Origin of the sequence: Rhizobium sp. S152, assembly GCF_030380735.1 — a bacterium.
Taxonomy (GTDB): Bacteria; Pseudomonadota; Alphaproteobacteria; order Rhizobiales; family Rhizobiaceae; genus Rhizobium.
The window spans coordinates 1-24,441 of record NZ_JAUDRZ010000007.1 but is presented as its reverse complement, the minus strand read 5'-3'; the positions used below and the strand labels follow the sequence as shown (position 1 = coordinate 24,441).

At 63.7% G+C, this 24,441-nt stretch carries 25 protein-coding genes; 14 read left to right on the top strand and 11 right to left on the bottom strand.

Annotated features, from left to right (window positions below):
- From QTL95_RS09490 to QTL95_RS09455, 8 genes are all read left to right on the top strand, one after another.
- Positions 1–710 (top strand): efflux transporter outer membrane subunit (locus QTL95_RS09490; RefSeq protein WP_289719599.1); only part of this gene is annotated, 710 nt, incomplete at its 5' end.
- A gap of 158 nt (positions 711–868) precedes the next feature.
- The gene (locus QTL95_RS09485; protein WP_289719735.1) at positions 869–1,894 is read left to right on the top strand and encodes a LacI family DNA-binding transcriptional regulator; all 1,026 of its coding nucleotides are present in this window, start codon (positions 869–871) and stop codon (positions 1,892–1,894) included.
- 16 nt (positions 1,895–1,910) lie between these two features.
- Positions 1,911–2,933: an ABC transporter substrate-binding protein gene (locus QTL95_RS09480; RefSeq protein ID WP_289719734.1), complete on the top strand. Its 1,023-nt coding sequence runs from the start codon at positions 1,911–1,913 to the stop codon at positions 2,931–2,933.
- A gap of 73 nt (positions 2,934–3,006) precedes the next feature.
- On the top strand, positions 3,007–3,849 hold the full coding sequence (locus tag QTL95_RS09475) for an ABC transporter permease (protein ID WP_289719733.1): 843 nt from the start codon (positions 3,007–3,009) through the stop codon (positions 3,847–3,849).
- Positions 3,846–4,625, top strand: coding sequence for an ABC transporter permease (locus QTL95_RS09470; RefSeq protein ID WP_289719731.1), 780 nt, complete (start codon positions 3,846–3,848; stop codon positions 4,623–4,625). The genes QTL95_RS09475 and QTL95_RS09470 overlap by 4 nt, the downstream gene beginning before the upstream one ends.
- Entirely contained in the window at positions 4,618–5,673 is a 1,056-nt protein-coding gene (locus tag QTL95_RS09465) for an ABC transporter ATP-binding protein (RefSeq protein ID WP_289719729.1), read from the top strand. The genes QTL95_RS09470 and QTL95_RS09465 overlap by 8 nt, the downstream gene beginning before the upstream one ends.
- Before the next feature lie 4 nt (positions 5,674–5,677).
- On the top strand, positions 5,678–6,598 hold the full coding sequence (locus QTL95_RS09460; RefSeq protein ID WP_289719728.1) for a nucleoside hydrolase: 921 nt from the start codon (positions 5,678–5,680) through the stop codon (positions 6,596–6,598).
- Positions 6,595–8,373: an adenine deaminase gene (locus tag QTL95_RS09455; RefSeq protein WP_289719727.1), complete on the top strand. Its 1,779-nt coding sequence runs from the start codon at positions 6,595–6,597 to the stop codon at positions 8,371–8,373. The genes QTL95_RS09460 and QTL95_RS09455 overlap by 4 nt, the downstream gene beginning before the upstream one ends.
- Positions 8,374–9,025: 652 nt before the next feature.
- On the opposite strand, the gene QTL95_RS09450 is transcribed toward QTL95_RS09455, so the two are convergent.
- The 6 genes from QTL95_RS09450 to QTL95_RS09425 form a co-directional block, all read right to left on the bottom strand.
- Positions 9,026–10,198 carry a M20 aminoacylase family protein gene (locus tag QTL95_RS09450; RefSeq protein WP_289719726.1) on the bottom strand — a complete coding sequence of 391 codons (1,173 nt, stop codon included), beginning with the start codon at positions 10,196–10,198 and terminating at the stop codon, positions 9,026–9,028.
- 107 nt (positions 10,199–10,305) lie between these two features.
- On the bottom strand, positions 10,306–11,067 hold the full coding sequence (locus QTL95_RS09445) for an SDR family NAD(P)-dependent oxidoreductase (RefSeq protein WP_289719725.1): 762 nt from the start codon (positions 11,065–11,067) through the stop codon (positions 10,306–10,308).
- 12 nt (positions 11,068–11,079) lie between these two features.
- Positions 11,080–11,892 (bottom strand): ABC transporter permease, encoded by an 813-nt coding sequence (locus QTL95_RS09440; protein ID WP_289719724.1) that lies wholly within the window; start codon positions 11,890–11,892, stop codon positions 11,080–11,082.
- Positions 11,892–12,758 carry an ABC transporter permease gene (locus QTL95_RS09435; RefSeq protein WP_289719723.1) on the bottom strand — a complete coding sequence of 289 codons (867 nt, stop codon included), beginning with the start codon at positions 12,756–12,758 and terminating at the stop codon, positions 11,892–11,894. The genes QTL95_RS09440 and QTL95_RS09435 overlap by 1 nt, the downstream gene beginning before the upstream one ends.
- 85 nt (positions 12,759–12,843) lie before the next feature.
- A complete protein-coding gene (locus tag QTL95_RS09430; RefSeq protein WP_289719722.1) occupies positions 12,844–14,007 on the bottom strand; it encodes an ABC transporter substrate-binding protein in 1,164 nt (387 codons plus the stop codon).
- Positions 14,008–14,030: 23 nt separating this feature from the next.
- Positions 14,031–15,131, bottom strand: coding sequence for an ABC transporter ATP-binding protein (locus QTL95_RS09425; protein ID WP_289719721.1), 1,101 nt, complete (start codon positions 15,129–15,131; stop codon positions 14,031–14,033).
- 189 nt (positions 15,132–15,320) lie between these two features.
- Here QTL95_RS09425 and QTL95_RS09420 point away from each other — a divergent pair, with 189 nt between their 5' ends.
- The gene (locus QTL95_RS09420) at positions 15,321–16,136 is read left to right on the top strand and encodes a helix-turn-helix transcriptional regulator (RefSeq protein ID WP_289719720.1); all 816 of its coding nucleotides are present in this window, start codon (positions 15,321–15,323) and stop codon (positions 16,134–16,136) included.
- A gap of 252 nt (positions 16,137–16,388) precedes the next feature.
- Complete coding sequence (locus QTL95_RS09415) at positions 16,389–17,078, top strand: response regulator transcription factor (RefSeq protein WP_289719719.1); 690 nt, start codon at positions 16,389–16,391, stop codon at positions 17,076–17,078.
- Here QTL95_RS09415 and QTL95_RS09410 read toward each other — a convergent pair.
- From QTL95_RS09410 to QTL95_RS09400, 3 genes are read right to left on the bottom strand one after another with little or no spacing between them, the layout of a single operon-like run.
- Complete coding sequence (locus QTL95_RS09410) at positions 17,075–17,710, bottom strand: hypothetical protein (protein ID WP_289719718.1); 636 nt, start codon at positions 17,708–17,710, stop codon at positions 17,075–17,077. The two genes, QTL95_RS09415 and QTL95_RS09410, sit on opposite strands and share 4 nt — an antisense overlap.
- Positions 17,711–17,753: 43 nt before the next feature.
- A complete protein-coding gene (locus QTL95_RS09405; RefSeq protein WP_289719717.1) occupies positions 17,754–18,500 on the bottom strand; it encodes a CbtA family protein in 747 nt (248 codons plus the stop codon).
- Between the two features lie 13 nt (positions 18,501–18,513).
- On the bottom strand, positions 18,514–18,723 hold the full coding sequence (locus tag QTL95_RS09400) for a CbtB domain-containing protein (RefSeq protein WP_064822664.1): 210 nt from the start codon (positions 18,721–18,723) through the stop codon (positions 18,514–18,516).
- 222 nt (positions 18,724–18,945) lie between these two features.
- Here QTL95_RS09400 and QTL95_RS09395 point away from each other — a divergent pair, with 222 nt between their 5' ends.
- The 3 genes from QTL95_RS09395 to QTL95_RS09385 all read left to right on the top strand — a co-directional run bounded on the left by QTL95_RS09395 (position 18,946) and on the right by QTL95_RS09385 (position 22,369).
- Positions 18,946–19,488, top strand: coding sequence for a histidine phosphatase family protein (locus QTL95_RS09395; protein ID WP_289719716.1), 543 nt, complete (start codon positions 18,946–18,948; stop codon positions 19,486–19,488).
- 476 nt (positions 19,489–19,964) lie between these two features.
- Entirely contained in the window at positions 19,965–21,557 is a 1,593-nt protein-coding gene (locus tag QTL95_RS09390) for a putative bifunctional diguanylate cyclase/phosphodiesterase (protein WP_289719715.1), read from the top strand.
- A 191-nt stretch (positions 21,558–21,748) separates the two neighbouring features.
- Positions 21,749–22,369 (top strand): outer membrane protein, encoded by a 621-nt coding sequence (locus QTL95_RS09385; protein WP_442981277.1) that lies wholly within the window; start codon positions 21,749–21,751, stop codon positions 22,367–22,369.
- 91 nt (positions 22,370–22,460) lie between these two features.
- On the opposite strand, the gene QTL95_RS09380 is transcribed toward QTL95_RS09385, so the two are convergent.
- Positions 22,461–22,976, bottom strand: coding sequence for a hypothetical protein (locus QTL95_RS09380; RefSeq protein WP_289719713.1), 516 nt, complete (start codon positions 22,974–22,976; stop codon positions 22,461–22,463).
- Positions 22,977–23,174: 198 nt separating this feature from the next.
- Between QTL95_RS09380 and QTL95_RS09375 the strand changes: the two genes are divergently transcribed.
- Complete coding sequence (locus tag QTL95_RS09375) at positions 23,175–23,762, top strand: transglutaminase-like cysteine peptidase (RefSeq protein WP_289719712.1); 588 nt, start codon at positions 23,175–23,177, stop codon at positions 23,760–23,762.
- Between the two features lie 139 nt (positions 23,763–23,901).
- Here the strand turns inward: QTL95_RS09375 and QTL95_RS09370 are convergent, their stop codons facing one another.
- Positions 23,902–24,165 carry a hypothetical protein gene (locus tag QTL95_RS09370; protein WP_289719711.1) on the bottom strand — a complete coding sequence of 88 codons (264 nt, stop codon included), beginning with the start codon at positions 24,163–24,165 and terminating at the stop codon, positions 23,902–23,904.
- Positions 24,166–24,441 lie beyond the last annotated feature (276 nt).

Below are 24,441 nucleotides of genomic sequence, written 5' to 3'. Positions count from 1 at the left end.
CCCACCACATCGCCACCCTGCTCGGCAAGCCGGCCGGCTCGATGGTCGGTGAGCTGCTGCGCGGCTCCTCGCAGCCGATCTTCCGCGGCGGCATCAAATCCGGCGTTCCCGCCGACCTGATCCGCAACCGCCCCGACATTCGCGTCGCCGAGCGCAATCTCGCCGCCGCCACCGCCGATATCGGCGTCGCCATCAGCCAGCTTTATCCGACGATCACGCTGTCGGGCTCGATCTCGCCGTCCCTGACCAACCGGGCCGGCCTGAGCAGCAGCAGCATGGCGAGCTGGTCCTTCGGCCCGACGCTGACCCTGCCGATCTTCGACGGCGGCCGCCTGCGCGCCAATGTCGACATCTCCAAGTCGACCGCCAAGACCCAGTACCTCGCCTGGAAGCAGACGGTTCTGGAAGCGGTGGAAGAAGTCGAAAACGCGCTGTCGGCCGTTCGCCGCGACGCCCAGACGGTGGCGGCACTCCGCGCCCAGGTGAAGACCACCCAGGAAACGCTGGAACTGTCGACCGCCAGCTACAAGGACGGTGCCTCCTCGCTGCTCGACGTTCTCGACGCCCAGCGCCAGGTCTCGCTCGCCCAGGCAAGCCTGGCAGCCGCCGTCCAGCAGATGGCAAGGGACTACGTCTCCCTCAACGTCGCCATCGGCGGCGGATATACGCCAGACGGCAAGCCCACCGTTGCGCCGCCGAAGGCGAGCTAAAATTGCGAAGACTGAAGAACCCCGCACTCGCGGGGTTTTTTATGCCACGGGCTTGGCCGGACGCGGACAAATGGGGGCAGCGGCGAAATTCGATTCGACAATGTCCTCGCCGTGATATACGCAATGATTAAACGATTAATCTATGCGTGCCAAAACTCATGCCGCCAGCGAGATCCGGACCCAATCTGAGCAGGATAGCGACGTCGCTCGGCGTTTCCGTTGCTACCGTATCGAACGCCCTGTCGGGCAAGGGCCGCGTTTCCGAACAATTGGCCGAGCGGATCAAGGAACACGCGGCATCGCTCGGCTACGTTCCAAGCCAGGCTGGGCGCGCATTGCGCACGGGCCGAAGCGGCGTCCTCGGCCTCGTGCTGCCCGACATCGCAAACCCCCTCTTCCCCAAACTCGCCCAGGCAATCGAGTTCGCCGCGACCACGGCCGGCTATGGCGTCCTCATCGCCGACTCACGCGGGAGCGTCGGCGCGCAGACCGAGGCCATCAACCGCCTGATCGAGCGCGGCGTCGAGGGCATGGTGATCGTGCCGCGCCGCGGAACGCGCATCTCTGCCGCCAGCTGTCCCGTAGCCGTCATCGATACGGCCTCCACCCCGGGCAACACGGTCGCCGCCGATCATATACAGGGCGGCCGCGCCATTGCGGATCATCTCGCCGAACTCGGCCACAAGCGCATCCTCATCATCGGCAACAATCCCGGATCCAACGTCCAGAACGACCGCGCCGGCGGCATCCGATCCGGCCTCCGCGCCGGCATGAGTTCCGCCACCCTGTGGATCGAGCGCCTGGAACGGGATCGTGGCGACGGCTGTCCGCTTGGCCTCAAGGAAAAGGTCAAGGAAGGCTTTACCGCCTTTGCCGCGCTGTCCGACCTGCAGGCGCTGCGAGCGCTGACCGAACTTCAGCGCGACGGCATCGACGTGCCGGCCACGGCAAGCGTCACCGGTTTCGACGACCTGATCTGGTCGCCTGTCGTCACGCCCGCCCTGACCACCGTCGCCATGGACATGGGAACCATCGCCACGATCGCCATATCCTCGCTGGTCAGAACCATCCAGACCATGGGCAGTCGCGAAGGCATCCTTGTCACCGCGGACGCCGACCGCGTCCCCATGCGCCTGATCGCACGCCAATCATCCGGGCCATCGGCCCTTGCGGACCCTTTATAGACGGAGACAAACTGACATGAAGCATGCCCTCATCGCCTCCGCGGCAGTTCTGGCGCTCTCTCCCATCGCCGCCAGCGCCCAGGAAAAGACGCTCACCATCTCCGTCTACGCCTTCGCGCAGGATGACTTCAAGTCGATCGTCTACGACCCCTTCGAAGCCAAGTGCGGCTGCAAGCTGGTGGTCGAAACCGGCAACAGCGTCGAGCGCCTCGCCAAGATGGAAGCCAACAAGGCCAACCCGGTGGTCGACATGGCCGTCGTCTCCATGGCCGACGCGCTGTCGGCGACCCGCAAGGGCCTGATCGACAAGATCGACACGTCGAAGCTCACCAACTTCGACAAGCTCTACGACATCGCCAAGGACCCGAACGGCGACGGCATGAGCGTCGGCTACACCTTCTACGCCACCTCCATCGCCTACCGTTCCGACAAGATGAAGATCGAGAGCTGGGCCGACCTTTTGAAGCCTGAATATGTCGGCCACGTCGCCTTCCCGAATGTCACCACCAACCAGGGCCCGCCGGCGCTTTACATGCTCGGCCTCGCACTCGGCAAGGACACGCCGGACCTGAAGGCGCCGATCGAAGCCGTCGGCGAAAAGAAGGACGACATCGTCACCTTCTACGAGAAGTCCTCACAGCTGGTGCAGCTGATGCAGCAGGAGGAAATCTGGGCAGCCCCGATCGGCCGCTTCTCCTGGGCCGGCTTCACCAAGCTCGACGTGCCCGTTGCCTGGGCAACGCCCAAGGAAGGCCAGACCGGCGGCATGAACGTCATGGTCATGACCAAGGGCTCGAAGAACCAGGATCTCGCGCTGCAGTTCATGAATTTCTGGCTCTCCACCGAGATCCAGACCAAGCTCGCCGAAAAACTGGTCGACAGCCCCGCCAACAAGGAGGTGAAGGTCTCCGACGAAGCCGCCAACAACCTCACCTACGGCGAGGACACTATCAAGAACCTCAAGCTCATCCCGTCGGCCGCCGCCCTCGACAACCGCGCCGGCTGGCTGAAGGATTGGAACGACACGGTCGGCCAGTAACGGTCGATAGACACCGAGAACGGCTCCGGCCCCGGCCGGCGCCGCCTTATGCGATTGCTCTGAAAGACGCCTCATGTTTCAAAACCGCACGGAAGCCCTGGCGCTTGCCCTGCCCGCGGCCCTGTTCGCCGCGCTGGTCTTCCTGCTGCCCGTCGTCATCCTTCTCTCCGAAGGATTTCACATCGACGGCGGCTGGACACTCAGCGCCTATACCGGCTTCTTCTCGGAATCGCTGAACCGCACGGTCTTCCTGCGCACCTTCAAGCTCGGCCTCGAGGTGACGATCGTCTCCGCCGTCATCGGCTATGCGGCGGCCTTTGCCATCGTCAACCTGCCGCCCAGCGGCAAAGGCCGGATGATCGGCCTCATCACCCTTCCGCTGATGATCTCGCCGGTTGCCCGCACCTATGCCTGGATCGTCATCCTCGGCCGCACCGGCATCGTCAACCAGGCAATCACCGGCCTCGGCCTGAGCGACAGCCCGCTGCGCCTGCTCTTCACCGAGACCGCCGTCTTCATCGGCCTGCTACAGCTCTTCCTGCCGCTGATGATCCTCTCCCTGATCAGCGCGCTCGAAAACATGCCGAAGGACGCCATCCCGGCCGCCCGCGTGCTTGGCGCCAACTGGTTTCAGGTCTTCTGGAAGGTGATCCTCCCTCTCACCCGCGAAGGCCTCGTCGTCGGCGGCACGCTCGTCTTCACCGGATCGCTCACCGCCTATATCACCCCCGCCGTGCTCGGCGGCTCCAAGGTGCTGATGCTGGAAACCCTGCTCTACCAGCAGGTCTCGGTCGCCAACGACTTCGTCGCCGCCAGCGTCATCGCCTTCATGCTGATCGTCATGAGCTTCGCCGCCAACATCCTGCTGAAAAGGCTGGCAACCGCCCGGAACAAAACGGCGAGGAACAAGCGATGACATCCCGCATCCTCTCCCCCTTCGTGCTCGGTCTGCTGCTGATCTTCCTGATCGGCCCCTTCCTCATCATCATCGCCGCCTCGCTCTCTGCCGGCGATACGCTCGCCTTCCCGCCGCAGGGCCTCTCCCTCAAATGGGTCGCCAAGGTCTTCACCATCGAGAGCTTCCGCGACAGCTTCGCCATGTCGATGCTCTTGGCCGTTGGCGGCACGCTGGCAGCCCTCATCCTCGGCATCCCCGCCGCCTACGCCCTGTCGCGCTACAAGCTGCCGGGCGGAGAGACCATCCGCACCATCGTCTCCCTGCCGATCATCGTGCCCGGCATCATCGTCGGCCTGGCGCTGCTGCGCTATCTCGTCGTCCCCTTCGGCTTCAACATCACGCTGGCGCTCTTCTTCGCGCACACCGCACTGGTACTCCCCTATGCCGTGCGCGTCGTCTCCGCCAGCCTCAACAACCTGCGTTCCGATATCGAGGAAGCGGCCGTCCTCCTCGGCTCGTCGCGCGCGGGCGCATTCTTCCGCGTGGTGATGCCGAACATTCGCGGCGGCATCCTCGCCGCCTTCATCCTCGGCTTCGTCACCAGCTTCAACCAGGTGCCCGTCTCGCTCTTCCTGTCCGGTCCCGGCGTCCGCACGCTGCCGATCGACATGCTGGGCTACATGGAAACCACCTACGACCCGTCGATCGCCGCCCTTTCGGCGCTGCTCGCCTTTCTGTCCATCGGCATCGTCTTCCTTGCCGAACGCTTCCTGGGGTTCTCTCGCTATGTCTGACACCTATCTGCAACTCGACAAGCTGACGCTTGCCTACGGCGATACGGTCGCGGTGAAGGATCTCGATCTTACGATCAGGAAAGGCGAGCTCGTCGCCCTCCTCGGCCCCTCCGGATGCGGCAAGACGACGACGATGCGCTCCATCGCCGGCCTGCTCAACCCGGCCTCCGGCCGCATCACGCTTGACGGCAACGACATCACCCGCGTCTCCGCCAACAAGCGCAATGTCGGCCTGGTCTTCCAGTCCTACGCGCTGTTCCCGCATCTGACGGTCTACGAAAACGTCGCCTTCGGCCTGCGCCTCAAGGGCGTCAGCGGCCAGGATCTGGACAGCAAGGTTTCAGCGGGCATCAAATCCGTCGGCCTCGCCAGTTTCGCCGCGCGCAAGCCGGGCGAACTTTCCGGCGGCCAGCAGCAGCGCGTGGCGCTCGCCCGCTCGATGGTGATGGAACCGAAGGTGCTCCTCCTCGATGAGCCGCTCTCCAACCTCGACGCCCGCCTGCGTCTGGAAATGCGCGCCGAGTTGCAGCGCGTCCAGAAGGAAACCGGCGTCACCATGATCTTCGTCACCCACGACCAGATCGAGGCGCTGGCACTCGCCGACCGGATCGTGGTGATGCTTGATGGCGGCATCGAGCAGATCGGCACGCCGGAAGACATCTACAACAAGCCCGTCTCGGCCTTCGTCGCCGATTTCGTCGGCTTCGAAAACGTCTTCGCGCTTGAGAACGGCAAGCTCGCGACGCCGGACGGACTCGTCGAGCTTGCCGCCCCAGCGCCGCAAATTCAGGCTCAACAATCTCCAGTGCCAATGCCCGCAAAAGGCTTGGCCTGGCGTCCGCGCATGGTGATCCTTGGTTCAGGTCCTTTCCAGGGCACCGTGCGCGGAACCTCCTTTGCCGGAAACGTCAGGGAATACCTGCTCGATACCCCGCTCGGCCCGATCAAGGCCGAAGTCGACGCCATCGAGCCGAGCCACGCGATCGGCACCACGCTTGCCTTCGATCTGCCGATCGCGACCGCTGCTCCACTCTCTCGCTACAGGTAATATCATGGGCGTCTGGATCGACACCGACATGGGCTTCGACGACATCGCCGCCATTCTGGTGGTGGCGGAGGCCAAGCTCGATATTGAGGGCATCTCGCTGGTCTTCGGCAACACGCCGCTGCCGCAGGTGCGCGCCAACGCCGCTGGCGCCGCAAAGGCCTTCGGCTGGACCTTCCCGATCCACTCCGGCCGCGCTTCCGCCGTTCTCGGCGAGATCGAGACCGCCCAGGCGATCCTCGGCGAAACGGGAATCCCGACCGCCGGAAAGACCTTGCCCGACGCTGCCGCCCTCCCCGAAAGCGACGCCTTCACCGCGCTCTGCCGCTGGCTCGAACAGGACGGTCCGCATCGTATCCTCGCGCTCGGCCCTCTCACCAACATCGCAGCACTTGCCTTTGCCCGCCCCGATCTCGCCGCCCGCATCACCGAGCTCACCTGGATGGGCGGCGGCGTCACGGCTGGCAACCACACCGCATCCGCCGAGTTCAACGCACTGGCCGACCCGGAGGCACTGGCGATCGTCATCGCCTCCGGCCTGCCGCTGCGCATGGTCGATCTCGACCTCTGCCGCAAGGTCATCGCCCTCCCTGATGACGTCGCCCCGATCCGTACGGCCGGCGGCGCCAATGCCGAGATGCTGGCCGATTTCCTCGACGGCTATATCACCATCGGCACCAGCCGTGGCCGCTTGGGCATGGCGATCTACGACCCATGCGCCGCCGTGGCCTTCGCTGCCCCCGATCTCGTGACCTTCCACCCCGCCCGCATTGACGTCGAGTTGCAGGGTAGCCTGACGCGCGGCCGCACCGTGGTCGAGACCCGCGCTGCACGCGCGGCACCCAATGCCCACTACGCCACCGATATCGACGCCGCCGCCGCCCGCGCGATGATCCTCGGCGCGCTCGCCAAGGAGGCCGCCCGATGACCTCACGGGAACCGATGGACCTCAACGATCCCTCCCTGCGCGCCCGCGCCGTTGCCGCCGCCCGGGGCGACGCGCCCTTCGATATCCTGATCACGGGCGGGCAGCTGCTCGACGTCGTCACCGGCCTCATCCGTGACGCCGATATCGGCCTCGTCGGCCCGCTGATCGCAAGCGTCCACGCGCCGCAGAGCCGCAAGGACGCGAGCGAAACGATCGACGCCCGTGGCAGCATCATCGCACCCGGCCTGATCGACACCCACATGCACATCGAAAGCTCGATGGTGACCCCATCGGCCTACGCCGCCGCCGTCCTGCCGCGCGGCGTCACGACTGTCGTCTGGGACCCACACGAATTCGGCAATGTCCACGGTATCGATGGCGTCCGCTGGGCGATCGAGGCGACGCGCGGCCTGCCGCTGCGCACCATCCTGCTTGCCCCCTCCTGCGTGCCCTCGGCCCCCGGCCTCGAGGTCGCGGGCGCGGATGTTGATGCCTCCGTCATATCGGAACTGCTGCGTCGGCCCGAGATCGGCGGCGTTGCCGAAGTCATGAACATGCGCGGGGTCATCGACGGCGATCCCCGTATGACCGGGATCGTCAATGCAGGCCTTCTATCCGGCAAGCTCGTCTGCGGCCACGCCCGCGGCCTGGAGGGCGCCGACCTCAACGCCTTCATGGCGGCAGGCGTCACCTCCGACCACGAGCTAACCTCGGCCGAAGATCTCCTGCGCAAGCTCGCGGCCGGCCTGACGATCGAGCTGCGCGGCTCGCACGATCACCTGCTGCGCGAATTCGTGGCGGCGCTTGATGGTATCGGCCACCTGCCCTCGACCGTGACGCTCTGCACCGACGACGTCTTCCCCGACGAACTTTTCTATTGCGGCGGCCTCGACGATGTCGTGCGGCGTCTGGTCAGCTACGGCATGAAGCCCGAATGGGCGCTGCGCGCCGCGACCTTCAACGCCGCCCAGCGCCTGCTCCGCCCCGATCTCGGCCTCATCGCCGCCGGCCGCCGCGCCGATATCGTGCTGTTCAGGGATTTCACCGAGTTCGAAACATCCGCCGTCTTCGCAAACGGCCGCCTTGTCTCCCGCGACGGCAAGATGGCGATCGACCTGCCGGCCGTCGATAGCGCGCCGCTACAGCACTCCGTCAAGCTTTCGGTGCTGACCGAGAACGACTTCCGCATCTCCTCCGACGGCAGCCGCGTCCGCGTCGCCACCATCGATCGCCCGCGCTTCACCCAATGGGCCGAAACCGAAACCGCTGTTGTCGACGGTTACGTCGTGCCGCCCGAAGGCAGCGCGATGATCTCGGTCATCCACCGCCACGGCAAGGTCGACGCCCGCCCGCGCATCGGCTTCCTCACCGGCTGGAGCACATGGCGCGGCGCCTTCTGCACCACGGTTTCGCACGACAGCCACAACCTCACCACCTTCGGCGGCAATGTCGAGGACATGACCATCGCCGCCAACGCCGTGATTGCGGCCGGCGGCGGCATGGCTGTCGTGCAGGACGGCGAGATCAAGGTGCTCCTGCCGCTCCCCCTCTCCGGCCTAGTCAGCGAGGCCCCGCTCGAACAAACGGCCGAAACCTTCCGCGCCATCCGCCGCGCCATGGAAGACGTCGTCGACTGGCGGCCACCCTACCTCGTCTTCAAGGCCTGCTTCGGCGCCACCCTCGCCTGCAACCTCGGCCCGCACCAGACGGATCGCGGGATAGCGGATGTGCTGACGGGACGGGTGATGGAGACGCCGGTGATTGAGGTTTTGTAGGGCTGGTCGGCGCCAGATTCCGCGCCATTACCGTTGCAATCGTGGCTACGTGCTTAGATCCTCGGGACAAGCCCGAGGATGACGCCGAGAATGTTGATTACTTCATTACTTCAATAGGTTACTGGCGGCGGCCCCTCACTCCATCGTCATCCTCGGGCTCGTCCCGAGGATCTGCCGAGGGTCCCGCTTGCTCGACGCGAGTGGACACTTGGTGCTAGGCGCGCACCACAAAACCCCGCGCCCGAGCAAGGCCCGGCGACGGTCGGCAGAAGAATGGGAATGGGCAGGCGGCATTGTATCGTTGGTATGGGTATCAGGCGTTCCACCTGCCCGATCGCTTCGAGGTTTCCGGTTCGTCAGGGCCGACAGGAGCGTCTCTCGGCCTTTCCTTGCCGGATGGATATCAGGCCCTGAAAGCCTTCGATCCACCTCTCGCAACCATCACCGAACGCCGGATACCAAACTTGGCGTTACCGGTTCGCGAACCCGGCTCCCTGTCCGATGACATGGCCATTGTGCAGCGACACCGGACGACGGGGATGAAGGGGGACGCGGGTTTCGAACAAAGCGCTGATTGCAAAACGATATTTGTCGCTCGCGACATTAAATTGCGCCCGCGTCGTGGCCGATCATGGGCGCGTAATCGATGCCCTCACCCCGCAGCCAACTCCCGCTCCACCAGCATGGTCCAGAACGCCACGCCCGGCCCGATCGCCGCATCGTTGAAATCATAAGCCGTGTTGTGATGCAGCGCGCCGTCAACCGCCGGACCGTTGCCGAGCCAGACGTAACACCCCGGCGCCTGCTGCCCGAAGAAGGCGAAATCGTCGCCGGCCGTCGATGGTGGAAAGCGGGTCACGACCTTCTCGCCGAACACCTCGGCGGCGGCGGCAAGCGCACGTTCCGTCGCATCCACATCGTTGACGACAGGCGGAATGCGCCGTTCGAAGCCGTATTCGGCGGCAATACCGAACATCGATGCGGTGCCCGCCGCCAGCCGGCCGATTTCTCGTTCCAGCTGGTCGCGGACGTCAGGCGAATAGGCGCGCGCCGTGCCGCCGATCTCGACGATATCAGGGATGACGTTGAGTGCCTTTGGATCGCCCGCCTGCAGCGAGCAGGCGCTGACGACGGCCGGCTGCAGCGGATCGACGACGCGGCCGACGATGGTCTGCAGCGACGAAAGGAAGGTGCCGGTGGCGGTGATCGGGTCGCGGCCGAGATGCGGCTTGGCGCCATGCGTGCCGGTTCCCCGGAAGGTGACGCGCCAGCTGTCGGAGGAGGCAAGCTGCGGCCCGGCGACGACCGCCATCTCGTCGACGGCAAGGCCCGGCATGTTGTGCAGCCCGTAGACGGCGTCGCAGGGGAAGAGATCGAACAGCCCCTCCTCCACCATCCGCTTCGCCCCGCCGCGTCCCTCTTCGGCCGGCTGGAAGATGAAGTGCACCGTGCCGGAAAAGCCGCGCGTGGCCGCGAGATGCCGGGCGGCGCCGAGCAGCATCGTCGTGTGCCCGTCATGGCCGCAGGCATGCATCTTGCCCTGAACGGTCGACTTGTAGGGACGATCGGCGATCTCCGGCATGGCGAGCGCATCCATGTCGGCGCGGAGCCCGATGCGGCGCGTGCCGTTGCCCACCTGCAGCGTGCCGACCACGCCGGTACCGCCGAGCCCGCGATGAACGGTGATTCCGGCCTCTTCCAGTAGTCTGGCGACGATGGCGCTGGTGCGCTCTTCCTCGAAGCCGAGCTCGGGATGCGCGTGGAGGTCGCGTCTGAGAGATGTCAGGAAGGGGAGATCGTCTTCGATCCGGGCGGGAATGGGCATGAGCCTGGATGTCCTGTAAATGCAAGCGGGCGCCAGAACGGCGCCCGTTGACGATCCTTATCGGCCAAGCAGCCGGAAAATTCAACCTTTGCGAAGCCGGGGCGGCGTCAGACCACCGTCTCGCCGCCATCGACAACGAGGATCTGCCCGGTCATGTAGGAGGACCGGTCCGAGACCAGAAACAGGATCGGTTCGGCGATCTCGGAGACATCCGCCCACCGCCCGAGCGGCACTTTCTCCGCGATATAGGCTTCGATCGCGTCGCGTCCGCCCATCTGGGCGATGAAGGGATCGTTGAACGGCGTATCGACCCAGCCCGGGCAGAGCGCGTTCACCCGGATGCCATACTTCGCGTAGTCGCCCGCCATCTGCCGCGTCATGGCGATGACCGCATGCTTGCTGGTCGTGTAGGCGATCATTTCGCGGTCGTAGAGCACGCCCGACGAAGACGAGGTGTTGAGAATGACACCCTTGCCCGCCTTTTTCATGACAGGCATGACGAGACGCGCCGCCATGAAATGCGCCCGGACGTTGAGGCTCCACGAACGGTCGAAGCCATCGACGGCCACCTGTTCCAGATCGCCCGCCACCTGCGCGCCGGCGTGATTGTGCAGGATATCGATGCGGCCGTGGCGGGCGGCGACCGCCGATATCCCCGCCTCCAGCGCCCGGTCGTCGGTAACGTCGAGAACGAGGCTCTCGGCGCTGCCGCCGGCCGCGTGGATACGGTTGACCGTCTCGTCGGCATTGATGAAGTCGATATCGGCGACGACGACATGGGCGCCCTCTTTCGCCATGATCAGCGCCCCGGCCTGTCCGATGCCGGAGCCCGCTCCCGTGACGATTGCGACGCGATTTTCAAGGAGCATGGTGTTTCCCATTCAGTTTGTTGTTGTTTTCTCACGCATCAGGAAGCGGGCGATGAGGATCATCGCGAGCGAGGCGATCAGCACCATGGTGGCGATCGCATTGATTTCAGGCGTCACGCCACGGCGGATCGATGCGAAGACGTAGATCGGCAGCGTCGTGTTCGAGCCGGCGACGAAGAAGGCGATGATGAAATCGTCGAAGGAGAAGGTGAAGGCCAGCAGGAAACCGGCGAGGATCGACGGCAGGATCTGAGGCAGCACGATCTGCCGGAAGGTGGTGAACGGCGTGGCGTAGAGATCGCTCGACGCCTCGACGATGTCGCGCCCGAGACTTGCGATCCGCGCCTTCACGATCATCGCCACCAACGCCATCGTAAAGAGCCCGTGCGCGGCGATGATCGAGCCATAGCCAAGCGCGAGCTTCGGCGGCTGCTCGCCCGGCCAGATGGCAGCGAGCATCGGATTGACGAAGCCGAACACCTCGACCAGCGCCACCAGCGTTGCGATGCCGATGACCACGCCCGGCACCACGATCGCTGCCGCAAACAGGCCGTCGAACACGGCGCGTGTCCGCGTCCCCAGCCGCTCCATACCGATCGCCGCCATCGTTCCGAACAGCGCCGCCAGACCGGCGCTGGTGAACGCGATGATGAGGCTGTTCTGCAACGCCTCCATCAGGAAGGTGTTGGAGAGCGCCTTGCCGTACCACTGCGTGGAAAAGCCGGTGAAATCGGACGCGTTGCGCCCGGCATTGAAGGAGAACAGCACGACCAGCGCGATCGGCGTGTAGAGGAACAGGTAGACTGCGGTAACGAGGGCGCGCATCAGACGAGATCCACCTGGCGGGTGCCCGCGACACGCCAGGCGATGCGCATGGCGACCAGAAGCACGAAAACGACGACGACGACGAGCGTGACCGCGATCGCCGAGCCGAACGGCCAGTTGCGCGATTGCAGGAAAAGATCGACCAGCGCATTGCCGATGAAGAAGACCTTGCCGCCGCCAAGCAGCTGCGGAATGAGGTATTCGCCGAGCAGCAGGATCGTCACCAGCGCGACCCCGGTCATGACGCCCGGCAGCGACAGCGGCAGTGTGATGCCGAAGAAGGTCGAAAGTGGCCTGGCGCCGAGATCGGCCGATGCCTCCAGCAGCCGCCGGTCCAGCTTTTCCAGGCTGACATAGATCGGCATGATCATCAGCGGCAGGTAGCCGTAGACGATGCCGAGCAGCACCGCGCCCGGCGTGTTCAGCAACCTGACATTCTCGATACCGACGAATTCGAGCAGGTGCGGAATGCCGCGCGCGCCCAGAATATACATCCAGGCATAGGTACGCACGAGCAGGCTGGTCCAGAACGGCACCACCACCAGCGATACCAGCAGCAACCGATGCGCCGGATTCGCCTTCACGGCCAGATAATAGGCCACGGGATAGGCGACCAGCAGGCAGGCGAAGGCGCCGATCGGCGCCAGCACCAGCGTGTTCTTGAACGCCGCGGCGCGCGATCCGAGATTGGCGAACTGCGCGAAGGTGAAGGCCGCCTGGTACCCGCCCTCCGGCGCCCGCTCGCCGAACGAAAACACCACGATGGCGATGAACGGCAGCACCAGGAAGATGAACAGCCAGGCGCTCGCCGGCGCGACCAGCGCGGCGGTGACGAGACGTTTCTTTGTGTCCGGTGTCAGGGTCATCTTGGTCCAGAAAGCGGATTGCGGAAGGAGCGGTCGAAATGGATGCAGGGCACGCCTCCCCCTGGGTGGCGTGCCCTGGCGGTCGTCAGGCCGACTTGAAGCGCGCCATCAGCTCGGCGCGGCCCGGATCCGTCAGCGTCACGGCAGCGCCGAATTCCAGCGGCGTCAGCGATGCCTCGTCCGGATAGACGATCTTGTTCGAGGTGATCTCCTTCGGCAGCAGCGAAATGACGCGGCTGTCGGTGGCGGGCGCGCCATTGGCGATGTGCTCCTTGGCGGCGTTCGCCGGATCCATCAGGTAGTTGAGCAGCGCGTAGCCGGCCGCCTTGTTCGGCGCATCCTTCGGGATCGCGTAATAGTCCGTCCAGATCTCGCCGCCGTCCTTGCCGAGAACGTAGTCGATCTCTGGAACGTCGCGGTTGAGCTGCGCGCCGTCGTTGGTCCAGCACATGGTCATCCATGCGTCGGTGGCGCGCATCGCCGGTTGATAGTCGCTGTTGATCGCGAAGAGGTGCGGCTTGACCTTGATCAGCAGCTCCTCGGCCTTCGCCAGTTCGTCGGCCTTGATCGAGTTGAAGCCGTAGCCGAGCGAGACCAGCGCGCTGCCGATCGTCGTCAGCTGATAATCGTGCACCATGGCGCGACCGTCGGCTTCCGTCTGCGCGAGCTCGAAGAAATCCTTCCAGCTTGCCGGCTTCGCCTTGATCTTCGAGGTGTTCACGGCAAAGCCGGTCGTGCCCCAGTTCTTCGGCACCGCATAGGTCTTGCCGTCGATCTGGCCTTCCTTGGTGAAGCGCGGGTTCTGCGTGGTCTGACTGAAATTCGGGATCTTCGACAGATCGAGCTCGTCGATCAGGCCGAGCTTGTGGTGGGTCGAGATCGTGTAGTTGGTCGGCACGAACAGCGACCAGCCGGACGCGCCGGCCTGCAGCTTGGCCAGCATTTCCTCGTTCGAACCGAACACGTTGACCTCGACGGCGACGCCGGTTGCGGCCTTGAAGTTCTCGAAGGTCGCCGGATCGTGGTAATTCGGCCAGGTGGCGATCGACATCTGCGTGCCGAGATCCTCGGCGGCATAGGCGGGCGTCGACAGCGCGCCGGGGAAGCGCGACATCACGGCGGTCGCGAGACCGAGACCGGTGATGCCGAGGAAGTGGCGGCGGCTGACCGAGCCGCGCTTCAGGCGCATGAACTCGTCCATGAAGCCTTCGGCGGAAATGGGGAGATTATCCTTGTAGTCCTTGCTCATGATGCTGTTCCCTTGTTTTGATTTTATGCTGCACTCGAGGCTGAAAACACATGCGCGCCGGCAGGATCGAAACCGAGGAAGACGGTCTCGCCGGGCTCCACCAGATCGCTCTCGGCCATGCCGCGTCGGTCGGCCGTAACCAGGAAGTCGCCAAGCCCGGGCACCGTGACCGCGTATTCGGCCGATGAGCCGAGGAAGATGCGGTGCGTGACCGTGCCCTTGAAGCTTGCCGCGTCCGACGCCTGCGCCCGTGTCAGGCGGATCGCCTCGGGTCGGATCGCGACGATCGCCTCGCCCGGCGCCACGCGCTGGCGCTCGACGGCCGCGATCGCCGAACCATCAGCGAGCCGGAGCGTCGCACCATCGGCTTCCATGCGCGCATCGACGCGGTTGGTCTTGCCGACGAAATCGGCGACGAACAGGTCCGCCGGGCGGTCATAGACCTCCTGCGGCGATCCCAGCTGGCGAATGCGCCCGGCGCTCATCACGCAGACGACATCGGCCATGGACAGCGCTTCTTCCTGGTCGTGGGTCACGAGAACGAAGGTGATGCCAAGCTCACGCTGCAGCGTCTGCAGTTCGATCTGCATGGCCGAGCGCAGCTTCTTGTCGAGTGCGGCCAGCGGTTCGTCGAGGAGCAGCACCGAGGGCCGGTTGACGATCGCGCGCGCCAGCGCCACGCGCTGCTGCTGGCCGCCCGACATCTCGTGGATGCGGCGCTTGGCGAAACCGCCGAGCCGGACCATCTCCAGCGCTTCGCCGACGCGCCGGGCAATCTCCGCGGCGGCGATCTTCGGCCGCATCTGCTTCAGGCCATAGGCGACGTTCTGCTCCACGTTGAAATGCGGAAACAGCGCGTAATGCTGGAACACCATGTTGACCGGGCGGCGATAGGCCGGCACGCCGTTCATCTCGCGGCCGTCGATCAGCACGGTGCCCTGGCTCGGCTGCTCGAAGCCGCCGATCATGCGCAGGCAGGTCGTCTTGCCGCAGCCGGAAGGGCCCAGAAGGGCCAGGAAGGCGCCCTTCGGCACATTGAGGTTGATGTCCGTTACGGCGGTCACGAAGCCATAATTCTTGGTGACCGAACGGAATTCGATATCGTTCGTCGAAGCGGATGCCACGTCTGTTCCCTGCGGTTGGTTTGGCGGCAGTCTTCGCTGCCTTTTGCCACCGTCGTTGCGGAAAGACTATGCCTCGGCCTCCCGGACGGTATATACCCCGAGAGAGGTATTTTCGACCAATTAGCTTCATGGAAGGTATATACCGGGGATGCGCGGAATGCCGCGCGACGGCGAGCGGGAGGTGCGGGAATGAGCACGAATCTGGAGGGTCTGTTCCAGGCCTTCAATGCCACCGTCGGCGTGCCCGCGATGAGCGACGCCGAGTTCGGCGACGTCTTCCGCCAGATGATGGCGTCCCTCGTGCGCTTCGATTATGTCGTCGTCTTCGCCTATCGCGGCAACGAGCGTCCCATCGACCTCTACAGCACCTTCGACAAGAAGGAGCACATCATCTTCGTCACCCTTTACCAGGCCGGCCCGTATCTGCTCGATCCGTTCTATCACACCGCCGGCGCCCGCCGGACGGGCGTCTTCCGCATGCGCGAATTGGCGCCGGACCGTTTCTTCTCGAGCGAATACTACCGGACCTATTACGTTCAGACCGGCCTTGCCGAGGAGATCGGCTTCTTCATCGCCACCGACGACGACATCACCATCGTGCTCTCTCTGATGCGCCGCGAGGAGACCGGCCCCCTGGCCGCAGCCGATTTCGCCTTGCTGAAGAAGGCCGAGCCGCTGATATCAAGCATGGTCCGGCACTACTGGTCGGGCCTCGGTCGCCGCTTCGACGCGCAACTGACGTCACGCGGTCGCACCGGCCGAAAGCACAGCGCGTCGAACAGCGCGCTGCAGCCGGCCGATACCGTCTGGCGGGACCTCAATCTCACCAGCCGCGAGACAGCCATCGTCGACCTCGTCCTGCAGGGGCATTCCTCCGAATCCATCGGCCTGAAGCTCGGCATTTCCACCGGAACCGTGAAGGTTCACCGCCGCAACGTCTACCGCAAGCTCGGCATATCCTCGCAGACCCAGCTGCTGTCGCTCTATCTGAAGAACCTGACCTGACGAAACGTCGCCACGACCATAGGCTGCAGTTTTAAATCACGAAGCCAACTGTCCGGAATCCGGCCAGATGGCCGATGGAGACGACCAAGGCGGCCGGCTAGTATTTATCGACAGTTGCATTTTTACTCTTTCGCACGGCGGCAAAGCGATATACTCCGAGAAGCTATAGTCTATGAAAATTCGATATCTCCCGGGAAGCTCGGGAGAAAGCATCTTCGTCCGGCACCATCTTTTTTTGTCGCGCATGGGTTGATGAATAACGATACGTCCTTCAACACGATCACGCAGCGGATGCTGGATGCCTGGTTGCTGACCACGGCTCAGGAACCGGCCGCGCCGGAAGACATCTACCGCGACGTGCTGGATCTGCTGACACTCAAGATGCGAATGACCTTGGTCTTGCTCGACGCCGAGGATCCGCTCGACTGGCACATGAAGGTTGTGCGCCCATCCGGTTTCAATTCACGCATCCTGAACGTCAACTCGATCTTCGCCGACCAGCGCCTCCGCGATTTCAAGGATCGCAACTATATGGAGACCGCGGTGATCCCGCGCTACCTCCAGGTGACCGCCAGCCAGAAGCCGGCGATGGAGATGGTGAAGACCAAGGTGCTCGGCGTCAGCGTCGGCTATGAGAGGCTGATCCTGCCGCAGAAGACCGATCAGGGTTCGTCGGCCTGGCTGCTCAGCATCTCGAACGGCCGCTTCATGTTCAACCCGCCGCACCGGCAGGCGAAGCTTGACGCCACCGACGAGATCGTCATTCAGCTCTTGTCGGAAGGCGCCACCGCCAAGGAGATCGCGGCTGACCTCGGCATCTCGCACCGCACGGTCGAGCATCGGCTGGAACGCATGAAGGAACGTTACGGCGCCAAGAACACCGTGCATCTGGCGACCATGCTGGTGGCGATGCGCTTCGACCGCGAGGGCGACAAGAGCTAGCTCTTGTTACTTGTCGATCCCAAAGACGTCTGGCCTTTCCGGCCGATGGCGCGCAGACCGAACAATCCGGCCCCCACCACAGCGGCAAGACCTGTCAGCGTCGCCATGCTCGCAGGATGGCCGGGTACCGCTTTCCAGTCCGGTCGGATGGTATCGGCGGTATTGAACGCCTCGCCGCTGAACTGGCAGGTGATCAGCGCAAGGCCGCGCAGCACCATCGCGCTATCGACGGTCGACACGATCTCGCCGGCAGCGGCCGCCTCCCTTGGCATATCCCGCATCGCAAGCAGCACGGCCTTGGTGGCGGCGAGATAGGCGTGCGAACACTCGTTGAACGGGCTCGCCTCGTCGGTGACGCCGCCCGGCATCCGGCCCCAGAGACAGTAGGCATATTGGATCCGGGCATAGTTGAGAACACGGCGGAACGGTTCGTCGGTATCGATCGCCCGCCCGGCGAGATCGATGATCCGGTCCCGGTTCTCCGCCATCACGATCATCTCGCCATGCGAAATCTCGGGGATGGGGATACCGCTCTGCGGACCGCCTGATGTGCGCTGATGCGCGAAGCCGTTGTCCGCCGCCAGAAGCGGCAGGATGACGGAAAGGATGAAGACTGGGGTTCTAACTCGCATCGCGATAAAAGACCCCGGCATGACCGGGGCCTTCCCTGTCCGTTCAGTGCAGCACGGGCGCAGCAGAGCGACGAACGCCGGCGGGTACGCCGAGCTGCCGCTCAGCAAACACGCCGAAGACGAGGCCGACGGCCGCCCACAGGATCACATGCATGCCGATTGTCGTCGTCCGGAAGTTCCACAACAGCATGGCCGGATAGTTCTCCGGCACTTCGTTGATGGCGGGCAGCAGGTACTGCACGAGACCGATGAAGACGACATAGGCAAGCCCCGCCGCCACGGTGCCATTCCACGCGCCGAAGCGCTGCGAAAGGCGGCGCCCCAGCGACACAGCCGCAATCAGCGCCGCTATGGCGACGACGATCATCAGGAAGAACAGTTCGGTTCTGACCCCGATCGTATCCGGGCTGCCGACCGCCGGCGGATTGGCCGGATACTTGATATTCGGAACGATGACGACCGAGACGAAGGCCGCAAGCGCTATGACCATTGATGTGCCACGGGCGCCGAGACTGCTGACCCGGCCCTGCACGAAGGCGAAGACCAGCGCGAACAGACCGCCGACGGCGATGCTGTAGGCCATGATGCCGGTGAACAGGCCGATGCCGGCCTGGGTGGTGCGGCTGACCAGCTCGGGTTCGGCCGCCTCGCCGGCAGCCTGCGCGGCGGCTTCCTCGAAACCGATCGCCTGATCGACCAGTGGCTCACCAAACGTGTGCGCGAAGGCGAACATCAGGACGCCAGCGATCAGGCCCGCCAGCATGCCGCGGAGCAAAAGTTTTCCAACCATGTCTCAAACTCCCTTAGTGGCAGGGAAAGCCGAGAAGGTGCCGACCGTCATGCACGAACTCGTGCACGTACATGCCGTTGAAGAGCGCCATCGCGCCTTCTTCGGTGCCGACGAAATAGATGGCGATGAGCATCAGCAGACCGCCGAAGATCGCCCAGGGCAGAATCTCTCCAACGGGGATGGGAGCCGGCACGGCGACGGGTGTGAAAGTGGTATCAGACATATGTTCCTCCTGGAATCACGCGTTCACTCGAGAATTTTCGTGTGTGGCAGGGTCTGACTTCCAGTCCGAGGTATCCTCTTCCTGGTCACAGTGGCGCGACCGCACCGGAATTTCACCGGCTTCCAAACCCACAACATCACCGTTATAGCTGTGACGGTCGGCCTGTCAACGAAGCTTCACGAACCAATCGCTTGTCCCCAATCCAACACGAGGAACGACGCCGTGATGACGCGCCTCACCTGGATCTGCAGCGGCGCCACCGAGGCAAACCGGCAGGCACGCTTTCCGCTCGACGAATCGCTGGAAGAGAAGGCGACCGTTGAGGCACGGACACTTGCCCCCGGTCTTCGTCGCGCCGACCGCGTCTTCGCAAGCCCCGCCCTGCGTGCCCGGCAGACGGCAGAGGCACTCGGTCTTGATCCGGTCGTTACACCTGAACTGTCCGACTGCGACTACGGCCGCTGGGCCGGTCGCTCGATCGCCGAGATCGAGGCTAACGAGCTCGCCGCATGGATGAGCGATCCGCAGGCCACGCCACATGGCGGCGAGAGCATCGCAACGCTTTGCGCGCGCGTCGAAGCATGGATGGACGGCCAGCTGACGCTTGGCGGCCACGTTCTGGCGATCAGCCACGCCCCGGTGCTGCGCGCCGCAATTCTTGTTACGCTTCGGGCGCCGTCCGCCTCTTTTTGGCGCGTGGATGCCGAACCGCTCTCTACGCTCCAAATGACGAGCAACGGTACGCGCTGGTCCCTTCGCATCTAGGTTGCGCACAACTAAATTTATACACTTTAAATTAGCCCAGCCTTACGCAAGCAAGCCACGTCATATGTGAGCTGCCTGGCTCTGCCGGGCCGTCAATCCTTGACTCAAGGAGGACCAAGCATGTCCTACGACTGGAGCGGGGTGAGAACGCGGCGCGCACGTCTGTTGCGAATGATGAGCGCCGTGACGTTTCTACTCCTCCTCGTCAGCGCCACCTGGCTGATGAGATCCTGACTGAAGTAATTCCAGGAAAAGTGCGAAAGCGGTTTTTCGTCCGGAATTGCATGAAAACAAAAAACTGGAGCTGTTCCGCGATTCGAAGAAAAGCGGAATTGCTCTAAGGGCGAGCGGGCGCACCGCTCGCCTCTTTTCTTTCAGGCAAATATGGCTCGCATACCGAGAAATCGCCTATCCGCTTCAACCAACACTTCAGACTTCGATGATATATCGGCTCCCGGGTGGAGATGGAGTGACGCATGCCGGTATTTTTCCAGAGTCGCGCTGGACGGCAATGCCTGTCGATTCTGGCGTTGGGAGTGACGCTCTGGATCATTGGCATAACATTGGATCTGGGCAACTGGCTGGCCGCCTTCGTATCGGCCTTCAGCGATTATGGCGCCGACAAGCTAGCCTTCGCCCTCGTCATCGGCGGCGCCATGAGCTTCGTATACTCCGCGCTGCGCATCGTCGACCTGCGCAAGGAGATGGAGCTGCGCGTCAGCGCCCAGGCAAAGGCTGATTGGACCGCCACCCACGATCACCTGACAAAACTCCCGAACCGATACGCCTTCGAGCGCAAGGTCGTCCCGCGCTGGACGAAATCCGAGGATGACGGCGAGAGCCGCATGACCGATGTCACCATCTTCTCCGTCGATCTGGATGGATTCAAGAAGGTCAACGATCTCGTCGGCCACAGCGGTGGCGATGCCTTGCTGATCGAGGTTTCCAAGCGCATCTGCGCGATCGGAGACGCCGATTGCGTCTACCGCTTCGGCGGCGATGAATTCGTCATCGTTGCCGTCGGCCTGCACGCCGCGCGGGCGGAGCGCTTCGCGCGGCTGCTGATCCAGGCCGTGACACGTCCCATTCACATCGATGGCTTCGCCATGGAAGTAGGCGCCAGCGTCGGTTACGACGGCTGGGCTCAGGATCGCGAACCGCTCGAAGCGGCCGCCCAGCGCGCCGACCTTGCCATGTACGAAGCGAAATCCCGCGGGCCGAACCACCACATGCTGTTCGAGCCCGCCATGCAGGACAAGGTGACGAAGCGCGCCTCGCTCGAAGCCAAGCTCCGAGCCGCCATCCAGAAGAAGGCGATCCGCCCTTTCTACCAGCCTCTGGTCAATCTGAAGACCGGCGGCGTCTGCGGCTTCGAGGCGCTGGCGCGCTGGACGAACGAGGACGGCGAGACCATTCCGCCCATGGTCTTCATCGGCATCGCCGAAGAGACGGGCATGATCACCGCCTTGTTCGAGGATCTGCTCGCCCGTGCCTGTCGAGACGCGCTTGATTGGGACGATAGCATCATGCTCTCCTTCAACCTTTCACCGGTGCAGATGGAAGACAAGCTGCTGGCGTCCCGTATCCTCAGGGTGCTCGCCACCAATGGCCTGCCATCGAGCCGCCTGGAAATAGAGATCACCGAGAACGCGCTGATCCAGGACCCCGACGCCGCCGCGCTGATCCTGGACGAACTGCACGCTGCCGGCGTCAAGATCGCGCTCGACGATTTCGGCACCGGCTATTCCAGCCTCGCGCAGCTTGCCCGCTACCGCTTCGACAAGATCAAGATCGACCGAAGCTTCATTGCCACCTATGGAGAGGACGAAAGGCAGGAGAAGATCGTCCGCGCCATGCTCGCACTTGGGCGCAGCCTCAATATCCAGACGACGGCCGAAGGCATCGAGGACTATCGACAGCTGAACCACTTGCTGCAGCTTGGTTGCGATATCGGGCAGGGCTACCTTTTTGGCAAGCCGATGCCATCAGCCGAGGTCCTTTCCTTCATCGACAACGGCCGCAGTACCGAACGCCTTAAGCTGACCGCCACGCTCGCGCTGCCGCGCTAAGGCAGCTCATCGGAAAACCGTGATGGAACCTTTCCGCATGAGGTGACGTTTGCCCCGTGGATCGTGCGGGTCAATTCGCCCGCTGACGCACACCTTTGAACTCCGCATGCGCCGTGATCCAGCGATCGTGCCTCGCGCGGTCGTGTTCTGGAGTTGGTTGGATCCGTCATAGGAGAGGGATTATCATGAATATCCGTATTGCAGCCGCCTCTGCGGCCCTGGTTCTGCTTGCCGGCTCGGCTTCGGCCGCCGATATGATCACCGAGGCACCGCCCGCAGCGCCCGAGGCGCAGGTCGCGCCCGTCTTCACGTGGCAAGGCTTCTACATGGGTGCCCAGGGCGGAGGTGGCTGGGGCGATGGCGACTTCTCCGGCGTCGGCTCCGGCAGCATGAACGGCGGCCTGATCACCGGCTTCGCCGGCTACAACTGGCAGCTCGACAACAATATCGTGCTCGGCGTCGAAGGCGACGCGTCCTATAACTGGAACGAGGAATCCTTCGGTGGCAATGACTACAAGTTCGACACCACGGGCTCCGTCCGCGCTCGTGTCGGCTATGCCATCGACCACGCCCTGATCTATGGCGCCGCCGGCTGGACGGGGGCTCGCGGTAAGGTGGACGGCCCGGCTGGCAGCGACGACCATATGTTCTCCGGCTGGACCGCGGGCGCTGGTGTCGACTACGCCTTCACCGACAACATCTTCGGCCGCGCCGAATATCGCTACAACGACTATGGCAGCAAGGACCTGCTCGGCGTCGACAGCGACTTCAACCAGAATGTCGTGACCGTCGGCGTCGGCTTCAAGTTCTGACGCGACAGCTGATCGCCAAAAACAAAGAGCCCGGCATGCCGCCGGGCTCTTTCCGTTTCATCGAGAGACGTGATCTGGTGTGAACGACCACTCAGCGCTTGCCCTTGCCGCCACCAAAACCACCGCTGAAGCCGCCACCGCCCCAACCGGGCCCTCCGCTCCAGCCATGGCTGCCGCCGCCCCAGCCGGGGCCACCGCCAAAACCACCACCGGGGCCGCAATCCTCGCCGGAGCCGCCGCCTGAGCCGCCTCCGCCGCTGCCGTCACCGCCGCCATCGCCACCCCCGTCACCGCCGCCGGACCCACCACCGTCACCGCCGCCGGACCCGCCGCCGCCGCCGCCGGAGCTGCCACCACCCGAATTGCTTCCACCGGCGCTATTGCTGCCACCGTTGCTTGCCAGACCGGTGGCGCGGTTGTTGTCGCCGACGTGATCCGGCGCCGGAAAATTCGACTCGATCGACATGACAGGTGCGCACAACCTCTCTTCGATCGAGCCGGGACGCACAGTCCGGCAATCGACCCTCAACGTCTGCGCATGTGCAAAACTTGTTCCCGCAAGCATGAAAACCAGCCCGGCAGAAATCTTCCAGATACGCGTGCCCATAGTCACCACCTCCACAAGGTAACCGTTTGTTAACCTCGAATTTTATACATTTCTAATATCTGAAATTGAAGGAGTAGGCCCGGTTTCGGCCTTAATCCATTAGTATGCGCTTAACCAATCGCCGGTTAGATTCGTACCAAATCAATACAGCCGGGAAAAATCGCCTGGACATGGGCGTTCAACCAAAGGGATGAGTTGATGCGATACTTTGCAGTAGTTCTGAGCCTGGCTGCGTTTCTGCCGTTCCTTCCAACAGAAACCTTCGCCGGTTCGACACTGCAGGCATCGCGGTCCATTCGTGCACCCGTTGGCTTCTCTTCTGCATGCGCGCGCTACGCCTGGCTGTGCCAGAACAAGGGCGGCAAGCCGTTGAACGAGAACGAGGCGCTATCGCTGCTGCAAAGCGTCAACAGGCAGGTGAATTCCAGCGTGACGCCCGCCTACGACACGGCTACGACGGGCAAGGCCGAGTACTGGTCGCTGCCGATCAACAACAAGGGTGATTGCGAGGATTACGCGCTGCTGAAGCTGAAAACGCTTCTCAACGCCGGTTTCCCTGCAAATCGGCTGGCAATGTCGGTGGTCATCGATCACGGCGGCAACAACCACGTTGTCCTTATCGCCCGCCTGAGCTCGGGCGACTATGTGCTCGACAATCTGAGCCGAAACATCAAGCAGTGGGGCAGCACCGGCTACACCTTCCTGGCCACGCAGAACTTCAACAACAAGCGCGCCTGGCAGGTGACTCTGGCCGGCCCCCGCGCCCGCCAGTTCTCCGGCACCTGAGCTTTACGAACGTCTCGAACCGCGTTCTCGCAGAGGGCGCGGTACCGCTCGCTCAGCCAAAAAGAAAGCGCCCCGCAACCGCGGGGCGCTTCGACATCAACAAATCCGAGAGGCGACCGCCGACGCGTGGTCGTTACGATCAGTGGACCGAAGGTCCCTCTTCCTCATCGAGAAACGTGCGGATGCCGTCGCGGGCGACCGTCGCGAGGAATTCGTCGAATGCATCGCGATCCGTCGCGAACGGCTCTTCCCACTCGATCAGGCTCTCGTCCTGCGTCACCACTTCCATCCGCCAATCCCCGTTGGTCCCGGCCGGCCGGAAGATATCGACCAAAACAGTCACGCCGTCCTCGGTGAACTCTCCCGCGAGTTCCGAATGCTCGAGCTTGGGTTTCTTGGTCATGTCGTTTTCCGATCTCAGATGAATGAACGCCCTGCATAAGCAATGCCACGCCCGGATGCCAGCACGAAACGACAGAAAGCGCCCGCGACGAGATGACGAATGCAATAACCGGCATATCGGCTATACCAGACATTCGAACGGCGGATTCGGCCCGCATTGAGCCGCCGCTTCATCGCCTAGAGTATCCGTGTTGGTCAAGGCAGGGATGGAACCCATTTTCTGCCTTTGCTGAGCAGTGCATTGGCGAGGACGATGAGTTTTCGCATGATTGCTGTG